Origin of the sequence: Vibrio sp. STUT-A11, from assembly GCF_026000435.1 — a bacterium.
In the GTDB taxonomy this organism is placed as follows: domain Bacteria; phylum Pseudomonadota; class Gammaproteobacteria; order Enterobacterales; family Vibrionaceae; genus Vibrio.
Map to the genome: position 1 here is coordinate 1,501,591 of NZ_AP026763.1, position 20,676 is coordinate 1,522,266.

A 20,676-nucleotide genomic window follows, 5' to 3' on the forward strand; every position below is an offset into this window, starting at 1 on the left:
ACTCGATATTTCAACCGGAATTAACGAGACATGTTGACAGAACCTGTATGGTGCTCGAGGTTATCAGGTGCGAGCAGTAGTTCAATCTCTTCAATGGATTTATCTTTCGTTTCAGGCAGCATTTTAGCAATCAGTGCGAGACCAATGGCGCTGAACACCGCGTACATAAGGAAGGTGTTGCCTGCACCGAAGTTGGCAAGTTGCCAAGGAAAGAACTGCTGGATAAGATAACTTGCGATACTGGTGACTATGGCGGATACCGGGATTGCTGCGCTTCGTACCGAATTCGGAAAAATTTCCGAGAATAGCACCCACATAATAGGTCCAATGGAGATGTGGAATGCAGCGATAAAGCCCAGAATACCAAAAAGAACTATATATGGGTTAACGCTAATAGCAGTTTCGATAATTTGACTTTCATAGTGATGAAGATCTTGATCGTTGTAAACTGCTGATAGAGCTTCTTTAAACTCAACGTCGTTATTGAAGGATTTACCTTGTAGTATTTCCAATGGCTTAGCGTTAATATTTTCGCTAAGCGTAACTATTTTCTCTTCATTGATAGAGAACGTTGCGCTGTTGAATCCGTACCAACAAGTCACGTGGCTTAACATTGCGGTAACGAGACCAATAAGCAGCAAAGGACGGCGACCAAATCTATCAATAAACAAAATAGCCAACAGAGTAAACACTATACTAGTTAAACCGATATAGATAGATTGCTGGTATGCTGCATCACCACCGAAGCCAATCTGTTCAAACACGGTTGGAGCATAGAACAAGATAGCGTTCATACCAGTAATACCTTGTACAACAGCGATGATTATACCAATAATTAGGGAGGTTTTATATTTTGGTGTAACCAAGTTTTTTAATTGGTCAACAAAAGGAGTTTGTTTGTCGTCAACCATATTGGCGTTGATGTTCTGGACCGTATCGATGATTTCTTTTGGTGAATACAGTTTGCCTAATACCATTTTTGCTTCTTGTGAACGTCCCTTGAGGATAAGCCAGCGTGGTGACTCAGGTACAGTAAACAACAGACCAAACCAAACCAGTGCTGGGATAAGCTCAGAACCAAGCATGGTACGCCAGATCCCTTCTGGTGAGAGCAAATAAAAACTCTCGCTTGTGTTAATAACAAGATAGTAGTTGATAAAGTAAGCTGCTGACAGGCCTATAACTATATTGAGTTGATTGCCTGAAACCAACTTACCGCGTAGTCTTGAGGGTGCCACTTCGCCAATGTACATCGACGCCAATGACAGTGAACTGAACGCCAAGCCCCCGATAAGGCGAGATGCAACTAGCATCTCATAGCTAGTGGCTAGTGCTGAGCCAAGCGCAGATAATAGGTATAGGCCCGCGATCAGAATAAGTGTGTTCTTTCGACCCCAGGCATCGGCTATCTTACCCGCAAAAAATAATGCAATGATTGCCCCTAGGCTTGGTGCACTTACGACTGTACCGACTTCTAGGTTTGACAGGCCGAACTCTAAAGTAATGTAGCGTATTGTTCCCGAAATAATAGCGGCATCTAAACCGAAGACAAAGCCACCCAGCGCGACTATTAGCGCATATCGAATGGCATTTTTAGTATGTAAATCCATATAGGTATCTTGTTTGACTGTAACTGGTCGTCCAATTTTACATTTTGGTGAATCAAATTTCGTGTTTTTGATCACAAATAGTAGTTCGATGTTGTCCTTTATATGATTTCTGTTGGCCGGTGGCATATTCCGGAGCAATCCACCCTCTGGTTTACAGGTTGTCCGAACATTATTTTCGGAATAAACCAGCCCACTTTTCCTTTAATTATGGAATCATTGTCAAGTCGAACGAAACGCTGTCTGCTGATCAGCGCCAAAAAGATTATGCAGTTCAACCTTGCGTTCAAATACGATTGGATCTCAGGTATCCAAGAGCACCGTGCCTAACTAAACTTTATATATCAAAGTAATATTTTCCGCATCTGTCGTGATGTGACGGATGCCCCTCCAACGGCGTTCAAGCCACAACCTCGTTATAAAGCGTTACTATCTGTTCCTAGTTTAACTATTTGGTCAAGCGGAGAGGTAAAGTAAAAACCATTGTGGCATTGGCGAATTAAGATAGCTCGAATCAGTTGGCGAATTCTCACGGGTAAAGATGATTTCAACTTATCCCTTACGTTTAGGGTTGTATAGGTTGAATTAAGTACTAAATATAACCAACATATAAGTTTGCAAACACTGCTGAACAAACGGTCACCCGTCCCTGTCAAAACCTGAAGTTGACCATGGAACGCTTGAAGAAACACGCATAGTGACGTCGTATATATGGCATCGAACTGCACATTCATCAGCATCGCAAAAAACGAAGCCTCTAGAATAAATAACCGAGAAGAGGAATGTTCAGTTTTCCTAAACTTGATTGTAACAAGAGTTCGGTAGATTTACCGTCAAATCTACAGCGTAATAAAGCTTACTTCCGTAGTTTGGTCAGTCATTCTAAACGAAGGATGCCTGTATGAATGACAACAAAGCGAGCTCGTTTGTACTGATTATGTTCCTACTTTGGTTCCATCAGTAATTAGTACTTGCTCGGTAGCTTAGTGGAGTTTGGACCCTCCCACAAGATTTAGCATCTACCTCCATACACTAGATATGAACTTAAGATTAGAGAGAAAAGCAATGTCTTCCTCAATACTAAGTTTATTCTGTTAGAAATGTTGTTTGATATTGGCAACATTTTTTAAGTTAATAATCCAATCCTGTTTAATTGGTCCTATATGTGTAAAATAGAGTAGAACAATAAGTAATGGAGGTGTATACCAATGCTGAGAAATTTACTAATGACAGGGCTGATTTTAGGGTGTTTAAGTGGGTGTCAGACTGTTAATCATGTTTTTATGGGAAATGAAAAAGTCGAGCAATTAAGTAACAAAACATCTAACTCTTTGAAGGAACTCAATGCTTTGTATGTAGAAAAAGGAGATTTATCTGAAGTTAGTATCCAGCAGCAAACGCAGCGCTTAAAGGCTTATGGTGTAGATAGTCCTGTTGCTTTGTATGAGTTGCCATCAAATTATGAAATATTAGATCTAAAGATACAAGCTTACTATGATTCAAAAATATTTGCTCCTTCAGTTTTAGTTATTGATAAAAAAGGTAATATTTTATCTCGCATCCCTAATGAACAGTTCCAATATAAATCTGGAGATCTATTTCAAACTTATCGTCAAGAATCTAACGTGCGTGTAACTCCTCAAGTCGCTGATATTCCAATATATGTCATTGTGTATACGACCGCGCAAGATGCTAGCAGCAGTAGCCGAATTTGGGTAAAGAAAGATAGAACTATGGAAGAAGAAGAAGTTGTGATTCCACATAGTTATACAGGAAGGGTTGCGATTGAATTTGATGCCTTGGGCAAATTCGATACCGTGATATTGGCGAATGAAAATGGTTTAGAAGTTAAGACATTGGAATACAACACGAACAAGTTTGAAAACCTTTTTGACGAACTTCGCCATACTATAAAACAAGGAAACACTCAGAAAGCTCTTGATTTAGTTGATCAAATTCAAAAACTATAGTTGTTATTTTATTGGTCAGCGTTACGTTTATTGGTGATTAATTGTTTTTTAAAGACGTATTTTTTAAAGATGCGACGTTTTCGTCGAATGTATTCCTCTGAGCTTTTCGAATATAAGTGAGGTAGGTAAGAATACAGTGAGTACTCATTACCAAATAACTGAGGATAAAAGTATAAAATATCTAACTTATTCGTTGCAATACAATGTGTAGGTTGCTCTAACACACCAACAATGATGTAGAGAGCTGGCAGCAATTTTGGTACAGAATCATCGTTTGACGGTGAACGTAAGTTACAGTTGAGTAGTTTCATAAACAACGAGATATTGGCGTCACAGAGTCAAGGTTATCTTGATGACTTGGACTCATACAACATGCCAAGAGATAATATCTTTTGGCATGCTGTAAAAATATTAAAGGTGGATTTTGTATTGTATGACACGGTATTGTTCGAAATTACATTAGCAGACTTACACTAATGTATGTGTTTGCTTGCTGTGTAAGCTGCGACGCCTGTTGCTACTGCACGTATAGCTAAGCTTTAGGTATTTAGGCTCTTGTGAATACAAGAGCCAACTCAGAGTTAATGTATTAGTACAGTTTAAAGTAGTGAAAAAGAGGCTTTCACTCCTGAATTTGAGTAAATTTCGATATCACCACTTTGACCCTGCGATGATTTTACAACTGCTAAAACTCTGCCATGACGTGTAGCAATCGTTGGGCTATTATATGCGTTGATAGAAGATATACTGCCATTATCGGCTCCAATCCATTCACAACCGCGAACACGAAACTCTAACAATGCTTCTTCATGACTCACTGGATGGTTGTCTTTATCAAGCATCTGGACTATAAGTTGCCGGTATGAGCTTGAACCTTCATGGGTTTCATCTACAATCGAGATCTTCCTCGGCACTCCAGACGTGACAATTTCATCTCTAGTTACCTCTACGTCGTTCTTTAAACCAACCAGAGAGATCTTTCCTGCTCTATATGGTAAGGCCCAACGAAAGACTCTGTCGATTTGCTTTTCTAACTGTTGGGTTCCAACCAACTCATCGTTGAGGTAGAGTTGTACCTGCGGACAGTTGCTATAGGCTTCGATAGTGACCCATTGCTCATTTTCATAATTCCAGTGCGAGTTTCTTTCGTCCCAGACCCATAATTTTTTTTGCCAAGCATTTTCATCATGTTCAAAGGCAACAAAAGTTTGCTCGTCAAACTTCAGTTGTGTTAAGTCTGCTCGTTGAGTAAATACTTTGACATAAGGTTCGTCTGTCCACAGCGATTTAAAAAGCGCATAACTTGGTTTTTCAAACCCAGCGGTGTCTAGCAGGCCGCTGTCAGTGGTTCTTACAGGCCATTTACCATGAGATTCTCCCATATAATTGATTCCAGTCCAAAGAAACAATCCGGATACATGGTTGCGTTCAAGCACTGCTTTCCATTCATGCCATTGAGGTAAATTTTCATTACCGATTATCGGCAGGTTAGGTCTGATTTCATGCCCATAATCATATACAACACGTCGATAACTAAATCCAATTACATCGAGCGCGTCGGCGTAACCTGAATGGTAGCTGGATGATGGAAGGATACAGTTGGCAGTAATCGGTCGAGTTTGATCGATAGCTTTTACCCAACGAGCAAGCTTGTTCGCAGTTTTCCCAATATCATAAGTGTGCTGTGGCAAATTTTTGAGTTTATCTTTTATTTCATCGGGAGAGTTAGGTGGTAAGCTCCAGAAATAATTCCCATCCCAACTTGCATCAAAAAAGCCCGTTGCTTCGACGTTGCGTGGGTAGGTCCACTCAATTTCGTTGCCAATACTCCACATGAATATTGATGGATGGTTAATATGGCATTTCAACGTATTACAAAGATCGGTTTTTGCTCGGGTTTGAAAGTGCTCGGTGTAACATTGGCTGAAAAAGTCATCGTGTTGGTTGCCCATGTTAAGGCGTTTATCTTTAGGATAATCCCACTCGTCAAAAAACTCATCCTGCACCAGAAATCCCATCTTGTCACAGAGGTGCAATAGACGCTTGGAGGCTGGGTTGTGTGCGATTCTTATTGCATTTACACCACATTGTTTGAGCTTTGACAACCGACGTATCCATATTTCATCAGGTACGGCTGCGCCAACGAGTCCGCCATCATGATGAAGGCAGACCCCACGGACTTTAGTTGGCATCCCATTGAGGAAAAACCCCTGTTCTGGCGAAAACTCTATGCTACGAAAACCAATGTTTTCAGATACCTTATCAATGACGCAGCCATTTTCGTAGATTTGAGTTTCCAACTTATAAAGAATTGGTGAATCTGGGCTCCAAAGGCTCAGTTGATCACACGTTAGTTCTAAATCACATACTTCTCGATTGTTCACTGAACGATGCGTTCGAGCTGTAGCTACGCAATTATCGGAATTGGGCTCGAGCAAACGACTTACAATTGTCAAGTAATGCGTTTTCGTTTTTGCTTCAATCATCAGTTGCTGGTGGATATGGCCAATCTGGTTTGAGCTAACGGAAGCTTTTATATGATTTTCCCAAATAGGAACAAACACATCCTTAGTTAGAACCATTTCTATATCACGGTAAATACCTGAACCTGTATACCACCTACTGTCGATATACCTGCGTCTATCGACATGGATAGTAATTACATTGTCTGATTTCAAGTAATCAGTAATTTCTATATTGAATGGTGCATAACCATACGCTTGGAAATGTATATCACAGCCATTGATATTAATGGTTGCATTGTTGTAAATCCCGTCAAAAACGAGTATACAGCGCGAATAGTGTTTATTTAGAGGATTTTTAAACTGCTTTTTGTACCAACCAATTCCCCCAGGTAGGTAACCCGTGGCTCCATCATACTGTGGAGAAAAGGCCGAAGCTACACTCCAATCGTGGGGAAGCGTAACCGTCGACCATTGTTTGGTATTCGGTTTATCTTTTGCCAACTGAAAAAGCCAGTTGTCGTTAAATAATGTGGTACTTCTCGGTGAATTGTGCATATCAAAGTATCCTGAAAAAAAACAGTTAACGGCTGGGTAGGTATACAGGGAAAGGGTTAGTCATTGGCGAAAAAGTGGCTCCTTTATGAGCCACTGGTTTAGAGCGAACTTAATTACTATTTTGGAACGTACCCGCATCTAAAATTTGACGTTTTACGCGGTATCGGCAGATATAATTCCAGTTCCAGCTAGGGTCATACTTATGGCATAGCCCCCAGTTTAAGCCTGGCGCATCAAAGCTATCTTCTTGTGGATCACGGAATATACCTAGCGCCTCTGGTGCTCCTTTGATATGAGACATAATTTCGAAGTTAATACCGTCTTTAGCCCATTGAATCGTGTTTTTCTCAGGACCATCGGTAGTAATCAATGATGCGATACCACCATTGTGATGCCAGACCGCAACTTCATGCCCAGAGTTTGAGATAGGGTTGTATTCTGATTTGACGTAAGGGCCAGTAACTTTATCAGCTATGGCCACTCCATGCTTAATTTCACGACCGCCCATATTCATACTCTCACCCATAGTTTCGCCTTTATAGTATAGGTAAAACTTGTTATTGAAGAACATCAGGCAAGGATCGTGCACTTTGTGACTGTCAAAGCTACCTTTTGATTTTACATTGAAGCGGTTGTCTTCATCACCTTCCCATTCGCCATCTTTTTCGGGGCTAAGGATAGGAGCATCTGATTTGGTCCATGGACCGAATGGACTATCTGACCAAGCCAGTGCTATCTCTTCAAATTGGCGGTTGGTGTACGGAAATTGGACAGTTTGGTAAACAAGGTAGTAACAACCCTCGTGCGCTAAGACCTCGGGAGTGAACACTGCTCGGTCATCATATGAGCCTGATTTACCAGCTTGAATCGCAGGACCTTGCTCTTTCCATGTTATGCCGTCAGCGGAGGTCGCATGCCATACTTCAGTTTTGTCCCAAGGAAAAACTTTGTCTTCTGGGTTGCCTGTAAAACCTTTGGTTTCCCCCTCACCTTTGGTGTACCAACAGTGGTACAAGTCATGAACTTTGATGACAGCGGTAGGATCGCGGCGAATCACTCCCTCTTCATAGGCAAAGTCGCCTTTCAGTTTTTGTACATCAAATTCAATCAACCATTCAGGCCCGCGACTATCATAACCGCGTTCAATAGCACGTAAACTTGCCAGGCTAAGTTTTTTCTTAGGTGAATTCATGAGGTATCTCTCTATACAAATACAAATTTCGAACAAAGGTAAACCAATTTTGAGTTTGTGTCTATTTGCTGGTCTTCAAAATAACGACTCTTTGGTAATAAGGTGATGGAATACACAGTTTTAAGCATTGATATGACCAATATTCGTGTTAACCACAGTTTATTTTAAACTAACTTGGAATATGTAAGTGGTTGAAAATAAAAGGGTCGCATGATGTGGGTTACTGAGATTGGTAATTGGAGTTTTATCTTAGGTTGGTCTTTATTCGTTAATTGTTATACCTGTCACTGATTATTGGTTTGCCATTTTGTAATAATACTGACATTGAAGTTGCATTGGTAAACCATCTTCATTTATTAACTTACTATCTACTTAATCTTTAAGGACAAAAGATGAAACATAAAATCCTAAAGTACTCTGCAGTGTGTTCCAGTTTATTAGTTGCACTTTCCGCACATGCTAACACACCTGAGGGTTTAGCTTTCCACGGCTATCTAATGTATGGCGCAGGCTTTACTAATGATGAAGTGTTGAATGAGGCAGCTTATGACTGGGCTGGAACAGGTGGTAATATTTTCCGGTTACCTGGTCAATATCATGCAGACTCGTCAGCTGGTCGTCTAGGTAACGACGGTAACTGGTTACAGCTGCAATCTGATTATGGTTTAAATATGAATGATATGAACTGGGGTGTTCATGTTATGTTCTCATCCAATGGTTACTCTGACAATTTCGTACCTGAGTGGATATATGTTGATGCGGCTGGTGTGTTCCCAGCAATGCCTGACGCTACGGTATGGGCAGGCCAAAAGTATGTGAACCGCGTGTCGACGCCATTGGTGGTCAATGAAGCGCTTGCGAGTGATGGTCGTGGGTTTGGTATTGAGAAAATAGACTTAGATTTTGCCGCCCTTGATTTATCAGTAACTCGTAACCTTTACAACTCATATACAAATGGTGATATGAACCAAGGCGATACCGTCTTATTCTCATCTGCACTTCGAGGTATGGATATAACAGATACGATTAATAGTGAATTATATCTCAACTACGGCACTTACATTGGTCCAAATAGTGATGTAATTAACGAGTCCACAGGGGATAAGTACAAAGAAGCTGCGCCAGATTCCTATCAAGTAGGTTTAAAATTTAATCACAATTTAGACAATCTGCACCACCAACTATTCTTACGTTATAGCAGCGAAGCTCGACAAGTTGCGACACGCGAATGGTGGCAGCCAGTGCCAAGTGATCTGATTGGTGGGTTCTTTTATGGTAAATACCAGCTAACAGATCGTTTCCGCTTCGAATACACGTATGCTCACGAAACTGAAAAATATGACCAACGTGCACGTGAGACTGGGCATCCAAACCGTATGCCAATAGCAGCAATGCAAAGTGATTGGGACTCATTCATCATTCGTAATACTTATAACTGGAACAAGCGTACTTCGACTCAGCTAGAAGCTGGCTACGAACAGATCAAGTATGAAGCTGTAAACCCAAGCGAAGATGGCACCAACTCAGGTTACAAAATTACACTTGCTCAAAACCTTCATATTGGTAATGGAGAGTGGGACCGTCCGGTACTTAACTTCTACGTTACTTATGCTGAACAAGATGTAGAGACGGATGTTTTTGATACATGGGCAATTGGTGGCTTTAAAATGGGCAAATCGGATGCACTTACGGCTGGCGTAATGTTCGAAGCATGGTGGTAATCCTGACATAAATATCATTTAAACAGTTTCTCCACGGCTTAGGTCGTGGAGTACTTATATCGACTCCTATAAAGATAATAACGAGTATGAACAAGACAAAAATTGCACTTATCCTATCGAGCTTGCTGTTTGGCGCGTATGGTTGTCAATCGACGACAGGATCTCAACCGGAAACTTCTGGAGAGAGTGAGGAACAAGCGAGCATTGCTATCCCTGATTTTGAATCGGATAGTTTCTTTAATAACGTACAAGCATCACACGCGAAATCTGAAAAAGTGACAGGCGTTGGTGTTACCTCGGGTAACTCTGCTTTGAAGGTGACGTTTGATGCTGTCTCTGAAGCAAACAAATTTAAATACTGGCCTAATGTGAAGTTCTTCCCCGAGGGTGGGATGTGGAACTGGAATAATAGGGGCAGCTTAAAAGTGGATGTCACCAACCCAAGTGATACGCCTGCAACGTTTATCTTCAAGATCGTCGATAACGTCGGCCAGATGGGGGCGGCGACCAACCAGCTTAATTACGCAGTTACGATTCCAGCGAACAGCACCGAAAATGTTGAGATGCTATTCAATGGCGGTAAGCGTGGTCTTGATGGTTATTGGGATGGTCAGAACATTAACTTGCGCAAACTGGCTGAACTGCAGGTGTTTGTTCAAGGGCCAATGGATGAGCAAACCATTATTCTCGATAACCTACAGTTGGTTGATGCTACAGGTGATTTTATCTCTGCTGAGGAACAAGTCGTCGAAGCAGGGCCAATTCCGACATTAAAATCAATCACCAACTTTGAATCTGGTGAAAAGCACTTTATTTCAGACCGCAGCGTATCGACGACCATCGAAAAAGTAAAATCAGATGGGGGCCTTGGTCTTCAAGTGAAGTTCAAAGCAGACAACGACTATCCAAATATTACCTTTATGCCAAACCGTCCTTGGGATTGGTCTAAAGAGGGTAACTTTAACCTCGCCTTTGATATTGAAAATCCAACCAATGATCCTATCCAGATGTTTGTTCGCGTTGACCAAGCGGAGAACAAAAACTGGGGTGGTACGGCTGATGGTGTTAAAGACAGTATGTCAAACTATGTGACGCTGCTGCCTAATGAGACAAGCACATACTACATGAGCTTAAGTCAGCTAGAAGGTCATATTGTTTCCGGCATGCGCAGTGAACCACCTAAGAAAGCGTATAGCGCACAAGCCATTAGCTATGGCTGGGGTGAAACCAGCTTGGATTTGTCTAACATAGTTTCAATTCAGCTTTATCTGCAAAATCCAACCAAAGACGCCACGATTGTGGTTGACTCAATTCGCTTAGTACCAAACCTTGATGCCGACACGACGCGTTACGAAGGGTTAGTCGATCAGTATGGCCAGTTTACGGGTAGTGACTGGGCTGAGAAAGTACACAACGATGAAGAACTACGTGCTTCGGGCAAAGCGGCGCTTGAGCATCTTGGCAAAGCCGAGCTGATGTCTGACCGCAGTAAATTCGGTGGTTGGAATGCAGGCCCTCGTATGGAGGCCACAGGGTTCTTCCGCACCGAGAAACTGGATGGCAAGTGGACGTTAGTTGACCCAGAAGGTTACCCGTTCTTCATGACAGGTCTTGCCAACATTCGAATGGATGACACTGTCACCATTACCGGTGCGGATTTTGACAACCCAGAGACAAAGCAAGGGCGTCAAATCGCATCACAATTACGTGAATCGATGTTCACTTGGCTACCTGAGTATGACGATCAACTTGCAGTGAACTATGACTACGCCGGTTATGTCCACTCTGGTGCACTGAAGAAAGGTGAGGTATTCAGTTTCTATCGTGCCAACCTGATGCGTAAATACGAAACCTCGCAACAAGAAGCGATGGAGATTTGGCGTGATGTAACGCTTGATCGTATGCAAGATTGGGGTTTTACCACGTTGGGTAATTGGATTGATCCAATGTTCTTCGGAACAGAACGTGTTGCTTATGAAGCACACGGTTGGATCATGGGTGAACACAAGCGAATCAGTACAGGTAATGACTACTGGGGTCCTATTCATGACCCATTCGATCCTGAGTTCAAGCAGAGCACTAGAGTGATGGCAGAAGGTCTCGCGAAACAAGTGGAGAAAGATGACCCATGGTTATTGGGTATCTTTGTCGACAATGAGATCAGCTGGGGTAATGTGATGAATGAGGCCAACCATTATGGTCTGATTGTCAACGCACTAAGCTATGACGCGAAAGAGAGCCCTGCGAAGGCTGCATTCTCAACATATCTAAAAGAGAAATACACTACGATCAATGCCCTGAATCAGGCGTGGGGAACGACTCAGGTCAACTCTTGGGAAGAGTTTGATAAGTCGTTCGACTATCGTAGCAGCCTAAAGCCAGGTATGAAGCGAGACTATTCAGACATGTTAACCATGCTGGCAGATAAGTATTTCTCTACAGTAGATGCTGAACTAGAGCGCGTGTTGCCAAATCACATGTATCTAGGTGCGCGATTTGCTGACTGGGGTGTGACACCAGAAATTGCAAAAGGCGCGGCGAAGTATGTGGATGTCATGAGTTACAACCTGTACGCCAATGATTTGAATGACTCTAAAAAAGCACACTTTAGAAAGTGGCTAGCGGAATTAGACAAGCCAAGCATCATCGGTGAATTCCATTTTGGTTCGACAGATACAGGTCTGTTCCATGGTGGTATCGTGAATGTTGCCAATCAAACAGAGCGCGCGAAGATGTACACCAATTACATGCAGAGTGTGGTAGACAACCCTTACTTTGTTGGTGCGCATTGGTTCCAGTACCTTGACTCGCCAGCAACAGGTCGAGCTTGGGATGGTGAAAACTACAACATCGGTTTTGTCACCATCGCTGACGAACCTTATGTTGAATTGATTGAGGCGGCAAAGCAATTCAACGCAAACCTCTATAACAACCGCTTTAAATAACGTCGAAAATAGGCACGGACGCTTATTCCGTGCCTGATTATTTCATTAAGGAAAATGAGATCCATTTTATGAACGTGAATAAAACTCTAACAGCCCTGCTTATTGTGGGAATGGCTGCACCTACGCTTGCTTCAACGTTAGTGACTTCTTTTGAAAGTTCTGATTACTCAGCAGGAGAAAATAACCCGGAATGGCTACAAATTGTTGGTGATCAATCCTCATCATATTCACTGGTTTCTGACGGTGTTACAGATGGAGAACAAGCACTTAAAAGTGACTTTAGTGCTGAATTTGAACCTGTCATTATCTGGAACTGGGGAACATGGAATTGGTCTCAACACAATGTGATGACCGTAGACGTTACCAATTCTGAGAGCACAGATACTGTCTTTGCAATTAAACTTGTGGATAACGATATTCAGAATGATTGGGGTGACTCAACTCAAACAAGTCTGGACTACTTCACTGCACCCGCCGGAGAGACCACGACGTTTACATTTAATCTAGATGGTGGAAATGAATATCAAGATCACGGTGTGAACTTTGATAAAGATAAGGTGCTAGCTATTCAATTCATGTTGTCGAATAACGAGTCTAAATCTTTGCACTTTGATAATGTGCGCGTCTCTGATGGCACAACAGAGCCAACACCTCCACCAACTGACCCAGAAGATATGAGCGGAAGCGTTTCATCGGCACCAGTGAAAACCCTACTTCAGCTCGAAACGTTTGAAGAACTGACAGATTCTATCGAAGCGACAGGCGCGGATATAGAACTGATTGATGAAGGGGTTAGTATTGGTGAAACCGCGCTGAAAGCCACGTTCAACAATGGGTGGAGCTCGGTCAAACTGAATGGGAACTGGGATTTGTCAGCATTGGGAGAGCACCTAGCGATTGCGGTCGATGTGACAAACCCAACCAATACCGGTCTATTTCTGTACTCGAGAATAGAAGACAACAGCGGTAATGAAGCGTCGGGTATTGCACGCGGAAAGTATATTCCAGCAAAAAGCACTCAGACTGTTTATATAAGCGTTAAAGATACTCCAGCGATTGGTGATATTGTCAATACACTGGGTTTGCGTGAGCTTCCGGCAAAATCACTCGACGAAGGTTGGGGTGATTGGCTAGAGTTAAACCTTGCAGCGATTCAGTCGGTTACTTTCTTTATTCCTGATCTAGCAGAGGGAACTACTGATCACGAGTTTATCTTTGATAACGCTCGTGTGATCAAAGATCTTAATGATGTATCAGCCTACGAAGAGTTGGTGGATTCACTGGGTCAAAACAATCAACATGATTTCTACGCTAAGCTAGAGAGTCGTGAGAAACTTGATAGTTTGGGTGCACGAGAGACACAACTGCTTGGTAAACTACTTAACCGTAGTCAATATGGCGGTGCACCTGCTGGTAGTAGCATTGTTGCTGACCAAGACTGTAAACTGGCTAACCCAGCCACTTTTAATGTGTGTAAAACAGCAGACGGTAAATGGTATCTGGTTGATCCTGACGGTAACGCCTTTATTTCAACGGGTCTTGCTAACATTCGAATGACAGACACGTATACCTTTACTGGTGAATCGAGCACAATGCCTTCCGATGTGCGTAAGTCAATGTTCACTGAGATCCCGACAAATCACCGAAAAGAGATGGGTCCTGTTCATAGTGGACCTGTCAAACAAGGTGAGGGTGTGAGTTTCTACGCTAACAACATAGATGCGCGTCATGGTGGTGAAGAAGCTTGGCAAGACATCACTATCAAGCGTATGCAAGACTGGGGCTTTACGTCACTTGGTAACTGGACAGACTCTGCCTTCTATGCAAAAGCGGCCGCAGCGAACATGCCTTATGTTGCAAATGGGTGGGTACTTCACCATGAAACCTCAGAGAATCCTGTTAACCGTATTGGCGCAGGATATTGGGGGCCGATAGCTGACCCGTTTGATCCTAACTTTGCCTTAGCTGCTGAGAAAATGGCGGCGAAAATCAAAGAAGAAGTGACAGGTCATGAAGCGACCTTGATGGGTATTTTCGTTGATAATGAAATAAGCTGGGGTAACTGTCTGAATGGTGATGATGCGGCGTGTTATGGGCAAACGCTAGCGGCGATGAACACAGATGCCAGCACAAGCCCAGCGAAAGCTGCGTTTATCTGGTTCCTTGAAAATGGCTTTGGGCAATCGAAAACAATTGAGGCATTCAATACCGCTTGGGGAACATCGTTCGCATCATGGTCTGAATTAGGCGGAGCACAGAGCTTTGAATACTCTGCAGGCATGTTGGATGATTTAAAGTCATTGAACTGGCAGTTTGCAAACAAATACTTCGAGGTTGTGAATCAAGCAATCAAAGCAGAGTTTCCTAATAACCTGTATTTAGGTGCTCGTTTTGCTGACTGGGGAAGAACACCGGAAACGGTTGATGCCGCTAAAGTTCATGCTGATGTTGTCAGCTTCAACATCTACAAAGACAGCATCACGTCCGAAGACTGGCAATCAGATGTACTAGAACAAATCGAGGATTTAGATTTCCCAGCTATCATCGGTGAGTTCCACTTCGGTGCGCTTGATAGCGGTAACTTCGCAACCGGAATTGTTTCAGCAAACTCGCAAAAAGATCGTGGCGACAAGTACATTACGTACATGGAGTCGGTATTAGCGAATGATAACTTTGTCGGTGCGCACTGGTTCCAATACCTTGATTCACCGGTAACAGGCCGTGCATGGGATGGTGAAAACTACAACGTTGGTTTCGTTAATGTAACGGATACACCATACAGCCACTTAACGGATGCAGCACGACTCATTAATTGTGAGTTATATGGTGATGACTGTTCTGCGTTGGAGGCCAATACAGAAACGCGCTCTGCACGTGATGTTGGCTCGTTATATAATGGTCGAAATATCGGAATCACTTCTGGTCAGTTAAATGGATTAGAAACCATAGAAGGCATTGACCCTGAAGAGCCGGTTGATCCACCAACTGACCCTGATGAGCCACAACTGCGTACTGGTGGTTCATTAGGTGCCTTCTTTGTGTCAATCATTGCCGTTTTAGGATGGGTACGTAGAAAATACGTATCATAGTCATAACTGCATGAAAAAAAACAAAGCCGCGAAAGTGACTATCGCGGCTTTTTGTCGTCTAGCGCACAGAATAAGCAATCAGTGCATATGTTGACCGATAATTAGTATTGGATCACTCCAAAAAACTTTATTGGTATGTACTATTCGTTTTATTGGTTATCCAATAACTACGTGAAGGAAAGGAGAATCTCAGTGCGTTTCAACAAAAATACTATCGCGCTCGCTATCATTGCCAGCACTCTTGCAGCAGGCAGCATTGCCGCTACAAAAACACCAGACACATCCAATAACGAAACAACTCAACAAGATATGAGTAGTAGCGTTCAACCTGTTGTCATGACAGATGATGGGTTTCTATCAAAAACCGCCAACACACACACCTCATATAATGTGGCTGGCGAAAACCTGGAAATCGTGTTCGATGCGATTTCTGAGTCAGAAGCAAACTCTAAATGGCCAAACATGAAGTTTCGCCCGGAGTCTGGTTCTTATGATTGGAATACCAAAGGTGGCTTACAGCTGACACTCGAAAACCCCGGCGACAGAGAAGTTCGAATTGAAATGAAAGTGGCGGACAACATTGGCATTATGGGAGCGACGACGCACCAGCTCGATCTGCCAATATATTTACCTGCTGGCAAAACCACGACAGTCGATTTCCTTTTTAATGGTGCAGAGATGAATATTGAAGGTTACCGAGGTGGTAGTGAGCTTGATTTACGAAATATTGCTGAGTTCCAATTCTACGCGGTTGGCCCGATAGGTGAGCAAAAAGTAGTAGTACATGACATTGATTTTATTGAACGCACTGGAGATTTTGTTCTATCAGAAGCGCGTCAAGGTCAAGTTATTGAGGCGCAAATTCCCACTATTTTAACAGTAACTGACTTTGAAAGTGGTGTTGAAGGTATTGTTGAACGCCATTCCGGCTCTAATGTTGATATCGTCAAGTCTGACACAGGCTCTGCAATTAAGGTTCATTACACAACCGATGATGACTATCCGACAATCAAATTCTCGGCTGGAAAAGACGGTCAGGCTTGGGATTGGTCAAAGTATGGCGATGTTGCCCTAGCATTTGATGCGAAAAACATTGGTGATTCAGGCATGCAGCTATTTGTGCGTGTCGATGATGCACTAGATGAAAAGCTGGGTGGTACGGCTACGGGGGCAGTAAACAGCCGTACGGGTTATGTACAGATTCCAGCAAACTCAGAAGACAAATATTACTTCACATTTAAAGACTTGGCTGAAGGCTTGGATTCAGGTATGCGTGGCGAGCCGCCAAAGAAATCCTTCTCAGCAAGCCAAGTGGTGTTTGGTTGGGGCGAATCTGAGCTTGATCTATCGAACATTGTCAGCGTGCAGCTTTACATGATGAACCCTCAAGAAGAGGCGACATTGGTTATCGATAACCTATCGTTGATTCCTAACCTAAGTACGGACACTACGCGATACGCCAATCTGTTGGATGAGTTTGGTCAATATCAGGAAGAAACGTGGCCAGAAAAAATCACCGATTTGGATCAGCTAAAGGCTCAAGCCAAAGTCGACAAAAAACTGTTGAAGAATGCCTCGTTGATGAGTGATCGTTCAAAGTTCGGTGGCTGGGCTAAAGGTCCGAAACTAGAGGCAACAGGTTATTTCCGCACAGAGAAAGTCAATGATAAGTGGGCGCTGGTGGACCCTGAAGGATACCTCTACTTCGCTACAGGGGTAGACAATATTCGTATGGATGACAGCTACACAGTGACAGGGATGGACTTTGCTGATGCGGTAGAGGCAGACACTAAGGGGATGCGTCCAAGTCAGGTTGCCGCTGAGCGTTACATTGATGACAAGCGTGAGCGTGTAGAAGCCTCAACACTCCGCCGTGGTATGTTTGATTGGTTACCTGATTTCAATGATCCACTGGCTGACAACTACAGCTATACGCAAATGGTGCATAAAGGACCTCTCAAGCATGGTGAAGTGTTCAGCTTCTATTCGGCGAACTTGCAGCGTAAGTATGATACCGACTCTGCACAAGAAGCGATTGAGATTTGGAAGGACGTGACACTTGCACGAATGCAGGACTGGGGTTTCACTTCCTTAGGGAACTGGTCCGATCCTATGTACCGAAAAAACGGTAAAGTGCCGTATACAGCACATGGTTGGATTACGGGAGACCACCAACGAGTTAGTACAGGTAACGACTACTGGGGGGCTATGCATGACCCATTTGACACAAATTTTCGGGTCTCTGTGGCCATAATGGCGAAGGAGTTGGGTGAAGAGGTTGACAATGACCCTTGGTGTATCGGTTATTTCGTTGACAATGAGTTGAGCTGGGGCAATACCGTCAACAATACAAACCACTACGCACTGGCGATTTCTGGTTTACGTGCCAGCACAAAAGAAAGCTCGGCCAAAGCGGCGTTTGATGCATTACTTAAAGCAAAATATGGCTCGATCAAGAAGTTCAACGCTGCATGGGGCGTTGATGTTGCCTCATGGGATGCTTTTGCTAAAGGCTTCAATTATCAAGGTGAATACACTGAAACAGTGAAAGCCGATCTTTCAGTATTGTTAGATGCATTTGCTGATAAGTATTTTGCGGTTGTTAGTGAAGAGATGGAGAAAGTGTTACCTAACCATCTATACATGGGAGTGCGATTCTCTGATTGGGGGATAACACCTGAAGCTGCGACAGCAGCCGCACGTTATGTTGATGTGATGAGTTACAATCTTTACGCCACTGATCTAAATGCAAAAGGGGACTGGAGCCGTTTACCGGAGTTGGATAAACCTAGCATTATTGGTGAGTTCCACTTTGGTTCTACTGATTCAGGTTTATTCCACCCTGGTATTATCAGTAGTGACAATCAACAAGGTCGTGCGCAATCTTACGCTAAGTATATGGAAAGCGTGATTGATAACCCGTACTTTGTTGGTGCACATTGGTTCCAGTATATGGATTCACCCGTAACAGGGCGTGCATGGGATGGTGAAAACTATAACGTGGGTTTTGTGACAGTAACGGATACACCATATGAGCCCTTGGTGAAGTCTGCCAAAGAGATCAACCGTAATTTATACAATCGACGATTCGGATCTATTAACAAATGAAGTAATTTGTAACTCTTGACGGTAATTTTTATAAGTCTGTGTCATTTCAGTTGTATGTAAAAAAAGAAATGACACAGACGTAACATGCCTACGCTGAACAATCCAAACTTGAGGTTGTCTCAATTTCGGTGTGATAGTCTACGATTATCTAAAACATGAGAGAGTTAGGTATATAGACTATTGTGTCACTGTGAACTATCACGCAGTTAAAAAGCTTTAAGGTATATACATGTCTTTTAATTTGGTTATTTTGTCATTGCTTCTTCGTTTAAGCAGGTAGCTTGATAGCACGCCAAAGAACAGGATTACGCCACAGAAGCCGTATACATGCATGATGGTTGGATCGTTCGATACAAAGCCAGCATCCGAGAACATTACGTACGCGCCTAGTACCATGTAGATTATTACTGCTGAGGCCTCAAAACGGAATGACCAAGGCGTTACGTCAATACTCTCATTGACTGGCATTACATAATCCGTATCACGTGGCATAAAGTGACCAATCACAAACATTAGTACTGTACACACCACAAACAAGATTGCTAATTGGTGTAGGAAGTGAATCGGTGTATCAAATATCAGTTGCATTGCAGCGTAGGAGCTTACAAATACCGTGAGCGCTACTTTGGCAGCAATGGCAGGGACACGTTTTGAAATATAGCCAACAAATACGATAGTGAAGATAGGCACACTAAAGAATCCTGCAACCATTTGCAAATATTGAAATAACCCTTCTGGTGCATAAAGGATGAATGGTGCAATACACACTGAAATGACCGCGATAATGACACCGAAAATGCGACCTTTACCTACTAGCTCTTCATCGGATTTGTCGTTGCCAAAAAGAGGTTTGTAAACGTTCAAAGCAAACAGGGTTGTTGAGCTGTTTAATACTCCATTAAACGTACTTAATATGGCACCAAACATCACCGCAACAAAGAAGCCAACCAGAGGTTTAGGTAATACTTCGTTGACTAAGCGAGTGTACATCGTATCTGGGTTGCCCGCATCTGCACCAAACATATGGAATGCGATAATACCCGGAATGATAAGGAATAATGGGGATATAACTTTGATTGCGCCTGCCAAAATGACACCCTTTTGACCTTCTTTTAGGTTCTTCGCACCAAGTGCACGTTGAATGATAGATTGGTCGGTACCCCAGTAGTACAAATTCACCAACAGTAAGCCTGTGAACAACGTTGAGAACGGTAGTGGGTCGGTCTCTTGTCCGACTGATTGAAGCTTTTCTGGTGCCGCGGTCAGCAGCATATCTAAGCCTTCCATAAAGTTGCCACCACCCAGTGCCATCAGACCAAACACAGGGATCATCAAGCCACCTGTAATTAAACCTACGCCATTAATGGTGTCTGCGATAACCACGGCTTTTAGGCCACCGTAAATCGCGTAGAAGAAACCCAGTAAACCAATGGTTGCTGAGATAAGTGCGATGGAACTGAACTCAGATATTCCCAGTAAACTTTGTACATCGAAGATTTCACCCAACACTACTGCGCCAGCGTAAAGTGTTGTAGGTAAAATATTAATGACGTATTGGCATAAGAACAGTAGTGTTACAAATTTTTTCACCGACATATCATAACGGCTTTCCAAGAAGTCAGGGATGGTGGTGATGCCTTGCTTGAGGTAGCGTGGAACAAGCAGTAATGCGATTATCACCAGCGTGACACCAGAAGCAACCTCCCAACCCATGACACTCATATTGTGTGTGTAGGATTGCGCACTCATGCCCACAAAGCTGGTCGCACTGAGGTTGGTTAAAATCAAGGAACTGGCAATTAATCCTCCCGTTAAGCTTCGTCCACCAAGGAAGAAACCATCTTGAGAGTTGTGTTTATCGTTTCTGACTTTGCTGTAAGTGAACACCACAACAAAGCCTGTAAACAGCAAGAACGAAAGTAATACTGTAATAGACATTTTGTTTCCTTAACAAGTTAAGCAATAAGTTTTTGCTTGTTGGTCGTAGGGTGTCCCTCTAGCATCTAGTAAGAGTGTTTTATCAG

General features: G+C 42.9%; 9 protein-coding genes. 5 read left to right on the forward strand and 4 right to left on the reverse strand.

From position 1 onward, the window contains the following. Positions 1-20: 20 nt before the first annotated feature. Positions 21-1,610: a sugar porter family MFS transporter gene (locus OO774_RS07145; protein ID WP_041170347.1), complete on the reverse strand. Its 1,590-nt coding sequence runs from the start codon at positions 1,608-1,610 to the stop codon at positions 21-23. Between the two features lie 1,205 nt (positions 1,611-2,815). On the opposite strand from OO774_RS07145, the gene OO774_RS07150 reads away from it, so the two are divergent. After that, complete coding sequence (locus OO774_RS07150) at positions 2,816-3,577, forward strand: MalM family protein (protein ID WP_014232197.1); 762 nt, start codon at positions 2,816-2,818, stop codon at positions 3,575-3,577. A 599-nt stretch (positions 3,578-4,176) separates the two neighbouring features. On the opposite strand, the gene OO774_RS07155 is transcribed toward OO774_RS07150, so the two are convergent. Then, positions 4,177-6,597 (reverse strand): glycoside hydrolase family 2 TIM barrel-domain containing protein, encoded by a 2,421-nt coding sequence (locus OO774_RS07155; protein ID WP_264905800.1) that lies wholly within the window; start codon positions 6,595-6,597, stop codon positions 4,177-4,179. 109 nt (positions 6,598-6,706) lie between these two features. Continuing rightward, complete coding sequence (locus tag OO774_RS07160; RefSeq protein WP_014232194.1) at positions 6,707-7,789, reverse strand: family 43 glycosylhydrolase; 1,083 nt, start codon at positions 7,787-7,789, stop codon at positions 6,707-6,709. Between the two features lie 392 nt (positions 7,790-8,181). Between OO774_RS07160 and OO774_RS07165 the strand changes: the two genes are divergently transcribed. From OO774_RS07165 to OO774_RS07180, 4 genes are all read left to right on the forward strand, one after another. Next, on the forward strand, positions 8,182-9,510 hold the full coding sequence (locus tag OO774_RS07165) for a carbohydrate porin (protein ID WP_014232193.1): 1,329 nt from the start codon (positions 8,182-8,184) through the stop codon (positions 9,508-9,510). 86 nt (positions 9,511-9,596) lie between these two features. Next, the gene (locus tag OO774_RS07170) at positions 9,597-12,455 is read left to right on the forward strand and encodes a beta-galactosidase (protein WP_014232192.1); all 2,859 of its coding nucleotides are present in this window, start codon (positions 9,597-9,599) and stop codon (positions 12,453-12,455) included. 68 nt (positions 12,456-12,523) lie between these two features. Then, a complete protein-coding gene (locus OO774_RS07175; protein ID WP_264905803.1) occupies positions 12,524-15,544 on the forward strand; it encodes a beta-agarase in 3,021 nt (1,006 codons plus the stop codon). 192 nt (positions 15,545-15,736) lie between these two features. Then, positions 15,737-18,652, forward strand: coding sequence for a beta-galactosidase (locus OO774_RS07180; protein WP_243978669.1), 2,916 nt, complete (start codon positions 15,737-15,739; stop codon positions 18,650-18,652). 216 nt (positions 18,653-18,868) lie between these two features. Here OO774_RS07180 and OO774_RS07185 read toward each other — a convergent pair whose 3' ends face one another. Beyond that, positions 18,869-20,590: a solute:sodium symporter family transporter gene (locus OO774_RS07185; RefSeq protein WP_014232189.1), complete on the reverse strand. Its 1,722-nt coding sequence runs from the start codon at positions 20,588-20,590 to the stop codon at positions 18,869-18,871. Positions 20,591-20,676: the final 86 nt, after the last annotated feature.

Excerpts from the sequence above, each read along its gene's own strand:
- OO774_RS07185 (WP_014232189.1), bottom strand. The coding sequence starts at position 20,590 with ATGTCTATTACAGTATTACTTTCGTTCTTGCTGTTTACAGGCTTTGTT.
- OO774_RS07165 (WP_014232193.1), top strand. The coding sequence starts at position 8,182 with ATGAAACATAAAATCCTAAAGTACTCTGCAGTGTGTTCCAGTTTATTA.
- OO774_RS07175 (WP_264905803.1), top strand. The coding sequence starts at position 12,524 with ATGAACGTGAATAAAACTCTAACAGCCCTGCTTATTGTGGGAATGGCT.
- OO774_RS07160 (WP_014232194.1), bottom strand. The coding sequence starts at position 7,789 with ATGAATTCACCTAAGAAAAAACTTAGCCTGGCAAGTTTACGTGCTATT.
- OO774_RS07170 (WP_014232192.1), top strand. The coding sequence starts at position 9,597 with ATGAACAAGACAAAAATTGCACTTATCCTATCGAGCTTGCTGTTTGGC.
- OO774_RS07155 (WP_264905800.1), bottom strand. The coding sequence starts at position 6,597 with ATGCACAATTCACCGAGAAGTACCACATTATTTAACGACAACTGGCTT.
- OO774_RS07145 (WP_041170347.1), bottom strand. The coding sequence starts at position 1,610 with ATGGATTTACATACTAAAAATGCCATTCGATATGCGCTAATAGTCGCG.
- OO774_RS07150 (WP_014232197.1), top strand. The coding sequence starts at position 2,816 with ATGCTGAGAAATTTACTAATGACAGGGCTGATTTTAGGGTGTTTAAGT.